This is a genomic window from Citrobacter telavivensis, assembly GCA_009363175.1.
GTDB lineage: Bacteria > Pseudomonadota > Gammaproteobacteria > Enterobacterales > Enterobacteriaceae > Citrobacter_A > Citrobacter_A telavivensis.
In genome coordinates this window covers 3,290,582-3,304,004 of sequence record CP045205.1, presented here as the reverse complement: position 1 = coordinate 3,304,004, position 13,423 = coordinate 3,290,582, and the positions used below count along the sequence as shown (strand labels likewise).

Sequence of the window (13,423 nt, the reverse complement as noted above, 5' to 3'; positions counted from 1 at the left end):
GTCGCACTCATTATTCGAATATAAAAGTGCGCTCTATTATAAAAACAAAAGCAGGGGAAAAGCTATGTAGCGCAATGATTAATTCCATTGCGCAACAGGCTGTCAGCGTATTGAGCGGATTGCGTTAATTAACCCGTTCACCCCTTTTTCCAGTTTTGAACGGGGACAACCGGCATTCAGGCGCACAAAACCGCGTCCTTCATCACCGTAGGTGTAGCCGGGCATGATGGCGACTTTTTCCTGCTGAATCAGCGCATTCTGCAATGCGCTATCGTCAACGTTCAACGCCCGCAGGTCAATCCACGCGAGATAGGTCGACTGGGGTATCTGCCAGTTGAGTTCAGGAAATGCGTGGTTCAGCGTATCCGCAACGTAGCGCAGATTGTCTCTGAGATACTCCCGCAGCGCATCCAGCCACGGCGCACCCTGTTCGTAGGCTGCAATGTGCGCAGTCAGCGCCAGCACGGCGGGAGACGACAGGCCATCGCGGCCTTTTAGCGCACTCAGATACGCATCGCGACTGTCAGCGTCTTCAATCAGTCCCCAGGCGCCGGTCAGCGCCGGAATGTTGAAGCTCTTGGAGGCGGACGTGAACAGCGCCCACTGGTCGCGTGCTACGTTGCTCCAGGGAATATGCGGCTGTTCGCCCCAGACCATATCCATATGAATCTCATCAGATATCACCCGCACGCCGTGACGCTGGCAGCGTTCCGCCATCGTCTCCAGTTCTTCGCGCGTCCAGACTTTACCTGTTGGGTTATGCGGACTGCACAGCAGCAGAATTTTACTTTCCGGGCGAGCCAGCGCCGCATCCAGTTTGTCCATGTCGCAATGCCAGCCGCCATTTCGCTGCTCCAGCGCCACCGGCACAACGTGGCGCTCATTGCCTTCGATGGCCTTATAAAAGGCGTCATAGGCCGGGTTGTGAAGCACCACACCGTCGCCGACAGAAGACCACTGGCGGATGAGCTGCGACACCATATAGATTACAGAAGGGCCATACACCAGCGACCCGGTATCAATGGGCGTGTTGTGACGCCGGGCAAACCAGTGGGCGATCGCGCTGAGAAACGCATCATTCTTCCAGCGACTGTAGCCCAGCACACCATGTGCGAGGCGCTGATTTAGCGCCTCCAGGATGCAGGGAGCCGTCGCGAAATCCATATCAGAGATGGTAAACGGCAGCAGGTCGGCGGTACCGAAACGATCGGCCACGTAATCCCATTGCGTGCACCACGTACCGTGACGGTCGACAACCTGTGAAAAATCAAACATGCGCGTGTCCTTATGCCTGAACCGTATTCATCAGGCCTGCCATTTCGTCTTTAACCGACTGGACCTGCGGGCCAATCACCACCTGTAGGTTATGCTGATTCAACTGCACAACGCCAATGGCTCGGTTGTCCTTCAGCGCCTGCACGTTCACCTGCGACATATCTTTAACAGAAAGACGCAGGCGGGTAATGCAGTTATCCAGACTGACGATGTTATCAGCACCGCCCAGCGCGGCCAGAATAGCAGGAACGTTATAACCCGATTTTCCCGGCGTTCCGGCAACGGCTTTTTCGAGCGTGCTGGCGATTTCACTGTCACGACCCGGTGTTTTGAGGTTAAAGCGGGTGATGGCGAAGCGGAAGATGGCGTAGTACACCACGAACCAGACCGCCGCCACGACCGGTACCAGATACCACTTGGTCGACAGCCCGTGCAGGATCCCAAACACCACAAAGTCGATAATATTGCCGTCGGTATTACCGATAGTCACACCCAGTACCGACATCATGGTAAAGCCCAGACCGGTCAGTAACGCGTGAATGACATAGAGCACCGGCGCGACAAACAGGAACAGGAACTCCAGCGGTTCAGTCGTGCCGCCAACGACGCAGGCAATCAACCCTGAGATCAGCAGTCCTTTGATCTTGTGACGGTTCTCCGGACGTGCGCAATGGTACATCGCTAACGCTGCACCCGGCAAGCCGCCGAGGAACGCCGGCATTTTACCCTGTGACAGGAAGCGGGTGGCGCTTTCCGAGAAGCCCTGCGTGGTCGGGCAACTCAACTGTGCCTGGAAAATAGTCAGTGCGCCGCTCACCGAATGACCGCACACTTCCTGGGTGCCACCGGCGTCGGTAAAGCGAATCAGCGCCACCAGAATGTGATGCAAACCAAACGGCAACAGCAGGCGTTCGCCCGTACCAAACAGCATTGGACCAAAGTCACCCGCGCTGTTAATCATATGGCCCAGGCCGCTGATTCCCATCGCGAAAACCGGCCACACCAGCGGGATCACCAGACCGACCAGACCCATCACCACCGAGGAGACGATCGGGACAAAGCGGGTGCCGCCGAAGAACGCCAGCGCATCCGGCAGGCGGATGTTATGGAAACGCTCGTGCAGCATCCAGACGATGATACCGGCGATTACCGCGCCGAGGATCCCGGTGTCGATGGACTGGATGCCGAGGATATTCTGGATGTTATTGGCTTTCAGTACTGCCGCATCGGTGGTTGGCAGAATGCCTTTCGCGGTCAGCCAGAAGTTGACGGCGAGGTTCATTACCGCGTAACCGACAAAACCGGCGAACGCCGCAACGCCTTTGTTTTCGCGCGCCAGTCCGAGCGGGATAGCAATACAGAACATCACCGGCAGGAAACTAAAGGCGAAGGAGCCCACTTTGCTCATCCAGGTAAAGATGGCCTGTAGCACCGGATTACCCAGTGCCGGAAGCAGGGTGATCACATCGTGGCTGCTTAACGAACTGCCAATCCCGAGCATAATCCCGCAAAACGAAAGCAGTGCCACGGGCAACATAAACGTTTTCCCCAACTGCTGGAAAAACTCCCACAACGTAATTTTTGGTGTTGTCTTCGCCGTCATCTAACGACTCCTTGTGCAAATCCATTGGTAATGAGCAAATTTGAGCAAGAAGATAAAACGTTTTACCATTTTTTAGTGCGGTGAAAGTCACATTATCAGCGGATGATTACGCGTATAAATATAAGTTATAGATAAAACGTTTTATCTGTCACATTATCAGGGAGTCCGGCGTTTTTATGGCTATAGCCAAAAAAATCACTATTCACGATGTCGCCCTTGCGGCAGGTGTCTCCGTCAGTACGGTTTCACTGGTGCTCAGCGGCAAGGGTCGCATTTCAACCGCCACCGGCGAACGGGTGAATGCGGCAATAGAACAACTGGGTTTTGTGCGTAACCGTCAGGCCTCGGCGCTACGGGGTGGGCAGAGCGGCGTGATCGGACTGATTGTCCGCGATTTGTCGGCGCAGTTTTATGCGGAACTGACGGCGGGACTAACGGAAGCGCTGGAAGCACAGGGGCGGATGGTGTTTTTACTGCATGGCGGTCAGGATGGTGAACAACTGGCCCAGCGCTTTGCCATGTTACTGAATCAGGGCGTTGACGGGGTGGTGATCGCCGGGGCGGCTGGCAGTAGCGACGACCTGCGCATGATGGCGGAAGAGAAGGGCATTCCGGTGGTTTTTGCCTCGCGGGCCAGCTATCTGGATGATATGGATACCGTGCGTCCGGACAACATGCAGGCCGCGCAACTGTTGACCGAGCATCTGATTCGCCACGGTCATCAGCGCATCGCTTGGCTGGGTGGGCAGAGTTCTTCATTAACGCGTGCGGAACGCGTCGGCGGCTACTGTGCGACGCTGCTGAAATACGGTTTACCGTTTCACAGCGACTGGGTGATGGAGTGCGCGTCCAGCCAGAAGCAGGCCGCCGAGGCAATCGGCGCGTTACTGCGGCGCAATCCAACCATCAGCGCCGTGGTGTGCTACAACGAAACCATTGCGATGGGGGCGTGGTTTGGTCTGATGCGGGCGGGGCGGCAGAGCGGTGAAGTGGGGGTCGATCGCTACTTTGAACAACAGGTCTCGTTAGGCGCCTTTGCTGACGTGGCGGAAAACGCACTGGACGATTTGCCGATTGTCTGGGCGACGATACCGGCCCGGGAAATGGGGTACAGCCTGGCGGAGCGCATGCTGCAACGTCTTGCACACGAAGAGAGTCACTCCCGTAATCAGACGCTGTCTGCGCGGCTGGTGGTGCAAAAATAAACCCCTCCGTAGAGGGGCTTTAACGATTATTGCTGCGGCAATACCATACCAAACATCGCGACAAACTCTTCCAGCGGCATCTTCTTACCGTTTAAGGTCACCTGACCGTTAGCGTACTGCAGGCTGGTGCCAATGGTGTTGTCCTCAAGGGTGGTAATGCGGAACATCTGTCCCATTGCGGCCAGCCCCTTCACCTGCTGGTTGGCAAGCTTAGCCGCTTCATCCTGTTGATAACCTTCGAGTCGGGCAACCTGAGTCATGAACTCAACGGCCATGTCCACCGGAATCGATAGCTTACCGTCGAACGATTTCACTGAGCGATCGACTTCGTCAGCCAGCGTCTGCGGCTCGCCCTGTGCGGCGGACGGATCCTTCAGGAACAGAGATACATTCAGCGCGGTTTCGCCTTTGGCATTTTTCCAGCTCAGCGGTGCAATGGTGATCGTCGGTTCGCCTTTCATCAACAGCGGCAGGGCACCGAAGAAGGCTTCGGTCACTTTCTGCTGATACAGTTCCGGGTTATCCGCTATGTCCGGTTGAGATAACAGCGCCTGGGTCTGGGCGTTATACTGCTGGCTGAACTGATGCCAGGCCGCGCCGTCAATCTGGCCCACTTTCAGCGTCAGCTTGCCGCTGCCCAGATCCTGATTCTGAACCTTCAGGCTGTTCAGGGCGTAATCCAGCTGGCTGTTGATGGTTTTACCGTCATCCACGAGATCGGTTTTACCGCTGATCTCCATGCCTTCCAGCAGCGCCATCTCTTTGCCTTCCACGGCGAGCGCTACTTTCCCAATCGTGACTTTCTGGTTGCCGACGCGCTCACCGAAGCTGGCAAGCGTGCTGGAACCTTCTGTTTTCAGGTCATTAAAGGAGACCTGGACCTTCTGATCGTACTCATTTACTGCATCGACCAGACCGCTCTTCGCCTCACCGGAAAGGGATACCACTTTTCCTTCTTTATCAGCATTGAAGATAAAGTCGCCGCCGCTGAACGCGACTTTCTCAGCCCCTTTCTCATAGTTCAGCGGTTTCAGCGACAGTGCGGAACGGGTATCGCCGCTATAGTTAATACGAGAATTGACCTCAAAAGGCGTTTCACCTTTCGCCATCTCAAAGAGCGGTTTGCTGACGTCGTTGTTCACCAGGGTGGTTTTCACCGAAGCCATCGACGGCAGGAGATTAAAGGTTTTCAGTTGGGCAAACGGGAAGGGACCGTGATCGACGGATTCATCAAGCACCACGCTCTGGCCCGCTTTCAGCCATGGATTCTCTTTTCCCGCCACCGGCTTAAGCACTAACTGTAACTGGCTACTGAATACGCCACGCTGATAGTTCTGATAAGCGAGTTCCACGTTTGCTTCCGGTGCGGTGAGTTTAATCTGCGCATTGGCCTGGCTGACCATCTCAGCAAGATGGGTTTCCAGCTTCTTACCTGTGTACCACGCACCGCCTGTCCAGACGACGCCGAGTGCGACGATCACACCTGCAGCTACCAGCGATTTTTTCATATTGTTTGTCCATAAAATGAAACCAGGCGGTAGGGACCGCCCGGCAAAGTCATAAGCCCTTTACAAGCTTAGCAAGAGTTACTACAGAATTCAGTAAGTTGCTAGAGTTTGTTGTAAACCCGCGCCACACGACCCACGCCACTCATGCTCACCGGCGACTCTTCAGCGCTGATAAACGCCGATTCCCCCGGTTTAAGTACCAGACTCTGTTCGCCTTTGCTCAACACCGCTTCGCCTTCAACGCAAAACAGGATCGCCGCGCTTTGCTGGTCAATCGTCGTCTCTTCGGCTGACAGAGCGTGCAGGGAGAACGCGAAATCATCCACCGGGATAGGGAAATCGAGTTCCGCGCCGTTTTTCACCGGCGTGGTCAGTAACTGGTTTGCCGGTTTTGCGTCGAACTTAACATTGGCGACCAGTTCCGGGATGTCGATGTACTTCGGTGTCAGACCCGCACGCAGCACGTTATCGGAGTTCGCCATAACCTCCAGCGCCACGCCCTGCAGATAGGCATGCGGCGTTTCGGCGAACAGGAACATCGCTTCGCCAGGATTCAGTTTCACCACGTTCAGCAACAGAGGCGAGAAGAGACCGCTGTCGTCCGGGTAAAATTCTGCGATAAGGCGGATAGTCTGCCACGGTTCGCCCTGTTGGGTTTCCAGCGCCGCTTTCAGAATCGCCAGCGCCCGGGATTTCTCTTCGCCCTGCATACTCAGCAGACCGGCAAACAGCTCGCTCAGACGTTCAGCGTTGGGGTCTTCCAGAAAATGGGCGATGGCGGTGTGCGCGCCAGCCACCGGTTGCAGCAGTGAAACGATTTCAGAGAACTCGCGGAATGCGTTCATGGCAAGGAACGGGGTCAGGGCGAAAACCAGTTCCGGCTTATGGTTCGGATCTTTGTAGTTGCGCTCTGCGGCATCCATCGGGATACCGGCGGCATTTTCTTTAGCAAAGCCGATTTCAGAATTACGCTTGTTTGGGTGTACCTGAATGGACAGCGGCTGCGCGGCACACAGCACTTTAAACAGGAACGGCAGCTCCCCGAAGCGCTTTGCCACGGCATCGCCGAGCAAGGCGGATTGCCGACTGTCGATCGCGTCACGCAGCGACACAATGCGTCCGCTGGTATCTTCAATCTTCGAACTGCTCTTCGGGTGTGCGCCCATCCACAGTTCCGCCATGGGTAACTGCTGCGGATTCGCCAGACCATAGAGTTCTGTCAGCGCCGTTTTACTTCCCCAGGCGTAGTTCTGCACGGAGTTGATGAGTTTTTGCATGTTCAATGCCCTGTTGCAAGTTGGAAATCAGTGAAAACTTAATTCGACTATTAAAGCAAGAAACCTGTGGGAAGTAACCTGTGGGCGCAAAAAGTCGTACTTGTCTCAGTTTTTGTTAAAAAAATGTGTAGGATAGTGTAACTCGCTTTTAACGAGGGCAATGGAACATCTGCCCTGAAGCCTAAGAAAATCAGACCGAGCAGTAAGTGAGAGAACAATGTCAAACAAACCCTTTCATTATCAGGATCCTTTTCCCCTTAAAAAGGATGATACCGAATACACCCTGCTGACCAGTGAATATGTTTCCGTCGCCGAATTTGAAGGACAAGAGATCCTCAAAGTCGACCCGCAAGCGCTGACGCTGCTCGCGCGCCAGGCCTTCCATGACGCTTCATTTATGCTGCGTCCTGCGCACCAACAGCAGGTTGCCGATATTCTGCGTGACCCGCAGGCCAGTGAAAACGACAAGTATGTGGCGCTGCAGTTCCTGCGTAACTCTGACATCGCGGCAAAAGGTATTCTGCCAACCTGTCAGGACACCGGCACGGCGATAATCGTCGGGAAAAAAGGCCAGCGCGTCTGGACCGGCGGTGGTGATGAGGCGGCGCTGGCGCGTGGGGTGTACAACACGTACATCGAAGATAACCTGCGCTACTCGCAAAATGCCGCGCTGGATATGTATAAAGAGGTGAATACCGGCACCAACCTGCCTGCGCAGATTGACCTCTATAGCGTCGATGGCGATGAGTACAAATTTCTTTGCATTGCGAAGGGCGGCGGCTCAGCGAACAAGACCTATCTCTGGCAGGAAACCAAAGCGCTATTAACACCGGGCAAGCTGAAAAACTACCTGGTCGAGAAGATGCGCACGCTCGGAACCGCAGCCTGTCCGCCATACCATATCGCTTTTGTGGTAGGCGGGACGTCGGCGGAAGCGAACCTGAAGACCGTGAAGCTGGCGTCGGCAAAATACTATGACGAACTGCCGACGGAAGGAAATGAGCACGGTCAGGCGTTCCGCGACGTTGAGCTGGAAAAAGAACTGCTGCTGGAGGCGCAAAACCTCGGCTTAGGCGCACAGTTTGGCGGCAAATACTTTGCCCATGATGTTCGCGTGATCCGTCTGCCGCGTCACGGCGCGTCTTGTCCGGTCGGGATGGGCGTCTCCTGTTCGGCGGACAGAAACATCAAAGCGAAGATCAACCGCAAAGGCATCTGGATCGAAAAACTGGAGCACAATCCGGGTAAGTACATTCCTGAAGAACTGCGTAAAGCGGGCGAAGGGGAAGCGGTACGCGTGGACCTGAATCGTCCCATGAAAGCGATCCTTGAACAGCTATCGCAATACCCGGTTTCGACTCGTCTTTCCCTGAACGGCACGATTATCGTCGGTCGTGATATCGCGCACGCAAAATTGAAAGAGCGGATGGATAATGGCGAAGGGCTGCCGCAGTATGTGAAAGATCACCCGATTTACTACGCGGGTCCTGCGAAAACGCCGGAAGGCTACGCCTCCGGTTCACTCGGTCCGACTACCGCCGGGCGTATGGACTCGTATGTCGACCAGCTTCAGTCGCAGGGTGGGAGTATGATCATGCTGGCGAAAGGTAACCGCAGTCAGCAGGTGACCGATGCCTGTCAAAAACACGGCGGATTCTATCTCGGCAGCATTGGCGGTCCGGCAGCCGTTCTGGCGCAGGGCAGCATCAAGAGCCTGGAGTGCGTGGAATATCCGGAACTGGGAATGGAAGCTATCTGGAAAATCGAAGTCGAAGATTTCCCGGCCTTTATTCTTGTTGACGATAAAGGAAACGATTTCTTCCAGCAGATTCAGACGTCGCAGTGCGCACGCTGCGTTAAGTAACGTCAGCCGCCCTTCGGGGCGGTTTTTTTTATCGCACAAACCACCAAACGGTGGTGCTGTCATCGTTGATACTCATAAGACCGCAAGCAAGTGGGCAATGTCGAACATAACCTAATCAATTCATTATCTAAGGAGCAGGTCATGGTAACGGTACGCAGCGAGAAAGATTCGATGGGCGCGATTGATGTCCCGGCAGATAAGCTGTGGGGAGCGCAAACCCAGCGTTCGCTTGAGCATTTTCGTATCTCCACCGAGAAAATGCCCGTCTCGCTGATCCACGCGCTGGCGCTCACCAAGCGCGCAGCGGCAAAGGTTAACGAAGATTTAGGGCTGCTGGACGCCGAAAAAGCCGCCGCAATTATGCAGGCTGCCGATGAGGTGCTGGCAGATAAACACGCACAGGAGTTTCCTCTGGCTATCTGGCAGACCGGGTCAGGTACGCAAAGCAACATGAACATGAACGAAGTGCTGGCAAACCGGGCCAGTGAACTGCTTGGCGGCGTTCGCGGCATGGAGCGCAAAGTCCATCCTAATGATGATGTCAACAAGAGCCAGAGTTCAAACGACGTCTTTCCGACGGCGATGCATGTCGCTGCGCTGCTGGCGCTACGCAGCCATCTTATTCCGCAGTTGCAGGTATTAACAAAAACGCTGAACGAAAAATCACACGCCTTCGCTGATATTGTCAAAATTGGCCGTACTCATCTCCAGGACGCCACGCCGCTGACGCTGGGGCAGGAGATTTCCGGTTGGGTGGCGATGTTAGAACATAATCTGCGACACATCGAAAACAGCCTGCCACACGTGGCGGAACTGGCGCTGGGCGGTACAGCCGTTGGCACCGGGCTGAATACGCATCCGGAGTATGCCCGCCGCGTCGCCGACGAACTGGCGGCAATTACCCACGCTCCCTTTGTCACGGCACCGAACAAGTTCGAAGCGCTGGCAACCTGCGATGCGCTGGTTCACGCCCACGGCGCGCTGAAAGGGCTGGCGGCGTCGCTAATGAAAATTGCCAACGACGTGCGCTGGCTGGCATCGGGGCCGCGCTGCGGCATTGGCGAAATTGCGATCCCGGAAAATGAACCGGGTAGCTCGATAATGCCAGGCAAGGTCAACCCGACCCAGTGCGAGGCGCTGACGATGCTGTGCTGTCAGGTGATGGGGAACGATGTGGCGATCAACATCGGCGGAGCGTCAGGCAATTTCGAACTGAACGTCTTCCGTCCTATGGTGATTCACAACTTCCTGCAATCGGTGCGTCTGCTGGCGGATGGTATGGAGAGCTTTAATGCGCATTGTGCGGTCGGTATTGAGCCAAATCGCGAGCGGATTAATCAGTTGCTCAATGAATCGCTGATGCTGGTTACCGCGCTGAATACCCATATTGGCTACGACAAAGCGGCGGAAATCGCCAAGAAAGCGCATAAAGAGGGGCTGACGCTGAAAGCGGCGGCTCTGGCGCTGGGCTATCTCACCGAAGCGGAGTTCGACAGCTGGGTGCGGCCAGAGCAGATGGTCGGCAGCATGAAACCGGGTCGTTAATCTGCCACATACAGGTGCAGTCGCGGAATGATCAGATGCAGCGGCTGCGCCTGCGGTTTAAATCGATGCTGTACGTTTTCGGCGTCGTAGTTCAGTAGCTCGCCAATATCCGGCATGCCTGCACCGTTTTCCGTATTGATTAACGCGATAAGCGGCGTCGGGCAGGCATGCTGTACCTGCTTTTGTTCGCCTTTGTACCAGACTCTGGCAATGGGTTGGACCTTCACCGGACGCTTAATTTTCAGTTTTGCCTGCTGCGGCAGGGCGGCGATGTCCTGATACTCGCGCTCAAGCTTTGCCTGCCACTCTTCGCGCGTCCAGGGATGCACGCTGCGCGGGGTATTCAGACTCTTTTCCAGTTGCGCCAGGACCTCATCGCGCGTCAGATTCTTGATGATATGCTTGTTCGCCCAGCCAAAGCGCAGTGTCGCCGGATCGTTTATCACCGTCAGCATCCGGTAGGCATTAAGCGTAATCAACCCCGGCAGATGGCGATGGACCCATTCAAAGCGCGCGGCGGACGGCAAACCGGACTCGACGGTGACAATATGCTCAAAAGTGGTTTTCAACTGATTGATACGTAGCACCTGGTTTTCCAGCGCGGCCTGGCCTGCACCGTCAACCTGATAGCACAGCACACCCGGCAGACGCACCGCCGCTTTACTGCTGCGGGATTCGGATTGCTGCTGAATAAACAGGTGACGATAATGCGCCAGCGCCAGCGTTTCGGCCTCTTTGCCCAGATGCTGCTTCACCGCAATGGTATCCAGCGGGGAGTGCTCGGCCTCTTTGGTCACTTCCGGTAGCGAAAAGACGCGGGCAATCATCAGTTGATGTTGTCCGAGCGCTTGTGTCAGTTCTGCCAGCGCCTGCTCCATCAGGCGAAACGTGGTATTCAGTCTGTCGACGAGATCGTAACGGGCCATTGGGTACCTCATTAGTTACAACATACTCAATTTATAGCAGGTTATTTAGCCTGCGACTACGGTGCGGGTGGCGTTAGCCAGCGGTTAATTCGGAAAGTGTGTGCCGGATCGGCCAACAAAAGCTGAAGCGGGCACCGCCCAGTTCACTTTCCCCACAGCTGACCGTGCCACCCATCGCCTGAGCGATAGAGTAGACGATAGCCAGACCCAGACCGCAGCCGCCGGTGGCGCGATCCCGACTCGGATCCAGGCGAACAAAAGGCTCGAAAACGTTCTCTCTGGCTTCCGGGGCAATGCCTGGACCGTCATCTTCAACGACCAGCGTGGCGAAACGATCGCTAAGTTGCAGGCTTATCTGCACCGTGGACTGGCAATAGCGCAGCGCGTTGTTTAACAGATTATCCAGCACCCGTTCCATGAGTCGCATATCCAGCGCACCGTAATCGCCGTTGACGAGGTGTGAAACCTGAAGCGTTCGCTCAGGATTCACGCTCTGTACATCGTCAATGTGCGCCGTGAGCCAGTTTGGGAGGTCCGGTTCGCTCAAATGCAGTTCATTCTGCGGTCTGTCGAGCCGGGCGTAGGTTAACAGTTCTTCAATCAGCGCTTCGAGTTGCCCGATATCGCGATTAAGCGCCAGAGACTCCTGCTCACTGAGGTTTTCACTCATCTCCAGCCGGTAGCGAAGTCGAACCAACGGGGTACGCAGTTCATGGGCAATCCCGTCGATCAGCTGTTTTTTACTGGCGATCAGCGCATTGATATTGTCCGCCATCTGGTTAAAGGCAATGCCCAGGCGTTCAAAGCTGGAACCGCTGTCAAAATTCAGTCGTTCACTGAGATGACCGGTGCCGAACCGCTGAGCGGCAGCTTCCAGTCGCAGCATTTCCTGCCAGTGAGGACGCATCCAGATAAACACCGGAAAGGCCAGTGAAATGGCGATAAACGCCATTAGCGCGATATCCAGCAGGCGCATCTGATGGAGAAAATAGAGATAGGGAATGGGGCCAACGGCCAGTACATAGTGACTGCGCGGAATGCGCTGAATGAAGGTGTACTGATCGTCGAGCGCAATGATGTCGCCTTCACGCAAACGCTGCATACTTGGGGCATCCAGCGTGAATTTCGTCAGTGGCTCAACGCGCAGGTCAAAAGAGAGATTAAGGTCCATCTCTTTGAGCGTTTTACCCCAGTCGCGCGGGGGGATCTCGCGCAATTCGCTGCGCATCAGATAGAGCGAGCTTTTCATCAAATCATCGAGCGACTGCCTGCCGGCTCGTTCCGCGGTGAATTTATAAACCAGTCCGACCAGCAGGGTCATCACCAGAAAGCAGACAAACAGCAGGAGATAAAACTGCACGAACAGTTTCTTCATTAAAAATCACCGAATGTTCAATGTTGTGTCTGATGCAAACGGATTGCAGGTACGTTGCTCTGTTGTCCAGGTCGTCATCATGCGCATCCCGCCAGGCAGTGTACACTGTCCTGTCCTGCGTGAAAATTTTGTGATGAAGAGGGAAACCTCTTTCCTGGCTAAAGTATATGGTGTCGTAATAACAGGAATGGATTTTTTCAAGGGAGAGAACAAATGCTGGTGCGTAATACGCTGACGGAAGCCTTACCATTACGTACGCGGGCAGGGGCCGTGGGCCTGGTGTTGAGTCTGGAAGGCGCGCGTTATTATGTTTTTCATAGTCGCCAGACCCGCGATCAGGTTGCCAGCTCCGTTCTGCAAAGGAGGCTGGAACTGCATCATGACTTGCTGCACCGAGGACACGAAGACCCTCCGCCTTACGATAGCGCACAAGGCCAACTGCGTTACCGCGAGCTGATCGGTTTCGCGAGGAATATGGCAGCGAGAACCGCTGGATCCCGAGGGGCGACATGCGGAAGAAGCAATGATTGAACACTGGGATGAAGTATTGCGGGATTTCGCGAACCATCGACATCGTCTTCCCCGGCGCGCCGACGTCTTTCTTACCTATTGCCCCTGTCAGGTGACCAATCGCGATCCCAGTCCTGCACGTCAACTGGGACGCATTCATTATCCACTGTCCTGTCACGAAAAATTACGTCGGTTCTGTACAACAGAAAACCGTTCGCACATGCACTGGACGGTTTACTATGAGCATCTGTTTCAAACGGTCACCGGGCTGGATATTCATTATGGCAATCTCCGGATCCTGAGACTGCCTCCCTATATCGTCATGCCGTAACCGG

Annotated in this window: 11 protein-coding genes; 5 read left to right on the top strand and 6 right to left on the bottom strand. The window is 55.1% G+C overall.

What is annotated here, in order from left to right:
* Nucleotides 1-102: 102 nt before the first annotated feature.
* Together GBC03_18015 and malX are read right to left on the bottom strand one after the other, a co-directional pair.
* Nucleotides 103-1,275: a putative C-S lyase gene (locus GBC03_18015; protein QFS71968.1), complete on the bottom strand. Its 1,173-nt coding sequence runs from the start codon at nt 1,273-1,275 to the stop codon at nt 103-105.
* Nucleotides 1,276-1,285: 10 nt separating this feature from the next.
* Nucleotides 1,286-2,878, bottom strand: a complete 1,593-nt coding sequence (gene malX, locus GBC03_18010; GenBank protein ID QFS71967.1) for a PTS maltose transporter subunit IICB — start codon at nt 2,876-2,878, stop codon at nt 1,286-1,288.
* Nucleotides 2,879-3,054: 176 nt separating this feature from the next.
* Between malX and malI the strand changes: the two genes are divergently transcribed.
* Complete coding sequence (gene malI / locus GBC03_18005) at nt 3,055-4,083, top strand: Mal regulon transcriptional regulator MalI (GenBank protein QFS71966.1); 1,029 nt, start codon at nt 3,055-3,057, stop codon at nt 4,081-4,083.
* Between the two features lie 26 nt (nt 4,084-4,109).
* Here the strand turns inward: malI and GBC03_18000 are convergent, their stop codons facing one another.
* Nucleotides 4,110-5,591 (bottom strand): DUF945 family protein, encoded by a 1,482-nt coding sequence (locus GBC03_18000; GenBank protein QFS71965.1) that lies wholly within the window; start codon nt 5,589-5,591, stop codon nt 4,110-4,112.
* A 101-nt stretch (nt 5,592-5,692) separates the two neighbouring features.
* The gene (gene manA, locus GBC03_17995; GenBank protein QFS71964.1) at nt 5,693-6,868 is read right to left on the bottom strand and encodes a mannose-6-phosphate isomerase; all 1,176 of its coding nucleotides are present in this window, start codon (nt 6,866-6,868) and stop codon (nt 5,693-5,695) included.
* A 217-nt stretch (nt 6,869-7,085) separates the two neighbouring features.
* Here manA and GBC03_17990 point away from each other — a divergent pair, with 217 nt between their 5' ends.
* Both GBC03_17990 and fumC read left to right on the top strand, forming a co-directional pair.
* Nucleotides 7,086-8,732, top strand: a complete 1,647-nt coding sequence (locus GBC03_17990) for a class I fumarate hydratase (GenBank protein ID QFS71963.1) — start codon at nt 7,086-7,088, stop codon at nt 8,730-8,732.
* A 141-nt stretch (nt 8,733-8,873) separates the two neighbouring features.
* Nucleotides 8,874-10,277, top strand: a complete 1,404-nt coding sequence (gene fumC, locus GBC03_17985; GenBank protein ID QFS71962.1) for a class II fumarate hydratase — start codon at nt 8,874-8,876, stop codon at nt 10,275-10,277.
* On the opposite strand, the gene GBC03_17980 is transcribed toward fumC, so the two are convergent.
* On the bottom strand, nt 10,274-11,203 hold the full coding sequence (locus GBC03_17980) for a DNA replication terminus site-binding protein (protein QFS71961.1): 930 nt from the start codon (nt 11,201-11,203) through the stop codon (nt 10,274-10,276). The two genes, fumC and GBC03_17980, sit on opposite strands and share 4 nt — an antisense overlap.
* Nucleotides 11,204-11,276: 73 nt before the next feature.
* A complete protein-coding gene (gene rstB, locus GBC03_17975) occupies nt 11,277-12,578 on the bottom strand; it encodes a two-component system sensor histidine kinase RstB (protein QFS71960.1) in 1,302 nt (433 codons plus the stop codon).
* 213 nt (nt 12,579-12,791) lie between these two features.
* Between rstB and GBC03_17970 the strand changes: the two genes are divergently transcribed.
* On the top strand, nt 12,792-13,109 hold the full coding sequence (locus GBC03_17970) for a hypothetical protein (protein ID QFS71959.1): 318 nt from the start codon (nt 12,792-12,794) through the stop codon (nt 13,107-13,109).
* The gene (locus GBC03_17965; GenBank protein QFS71958.1) at nt 13,102-13,419 is read left to right on the top strand and encodes a hypothetical protein; all 318 of its coding nucleotides are present in this window, start codon (nt 13,102-13,104) and stop codon (nt 13,417-13,419) included. Before GBC03_17970 ends, GBC03_17965 begins: the two co-directional genes overlap by 8 nt.
* Nucleotides 13,420-13,423 lie beyond the last annotated feature (4 nt).

What these genes read in the sequence shown, in the direction of transcription:
- malX (QFS71967.1), bottom strand. Translation starts at nt 2,878, where the DNA reads ATGACGGCGAAGACAACACCAAAAATTACGTTGTGGGAGTTTTTCCAG.
- GBC03_18000 (QFS71965.1), bottom strand. Translation starts at nt 5,591, where the DNA reads ATGAAAAAATCGCTGGTAGCTGCAGGTGTGATCGTCGCACTCGGCGTC.
- rstB (QFS71960.1), bottom strand. Translation starts at nt 12,578, where the DNA reads ATGAAGAAACTGTTCGTGCAGTTTTATCTCCTGCTGTTTGTCTGCTTT.
- GBC03_17980 (QFS71961.1), bottom strand. Translation starts at nt 11,203, where the DNA reads ATGGCCCGTTACGATCTCGTCGACAGACTGAATACCACGTTTCGCCTG.
- malI (QFS71966.1), top strand. Translation starts at nt 3,055, where the DNA reads ATGGCTATAGCCAAAAAAATCACTATTCACGATGTCGCCCTTGCGGCA.
- GBC03_17970 (QFS71959.1), top strand. Translation starts at nt 12,792, where the DNA reads ATGCTGGTGCGTAATACGCTGACGGAAGCCTTACCATTACGTACGCGG.
- fumC (QFS71962.1), top strand. Translation starts at nt 8,874, where the DNA reads ATGGTAACGGTACGCAGCGAGAAAGATTCGATGGGCGCGATTGATGTC.
- manA (QFS71964.1), bottom strand. Translation starts at nt 6,868, where the DNA reads ATGCAAAAACTCATCAACTCCGTGCAGAACTACGCCTGGGGAAGTAAA.
- GBC03_17965 (QFS71958.1), top strand. Translation starts at nt 13,102, where the DNA reads ATGATTGAACACTGGGATGAAGTATTGCGGGATTTCGCGAACCATCGA.
- GBC03_17990 (QFS71963.1), top strand. Translation starts at nt 7,086, where the DNA reads ATGTCAAACAAACCCTTTCATTATCAGGATCCTTTTCCCCTTAAAAAG.
- GBC03_18015 (QFS71968.1), bottom strand. Translation starts at nt 1,275, where the DNA reads ATGTTTGATTTTTCACAGGTTGTCGACCGTCACGGTACGTGGTGCACG.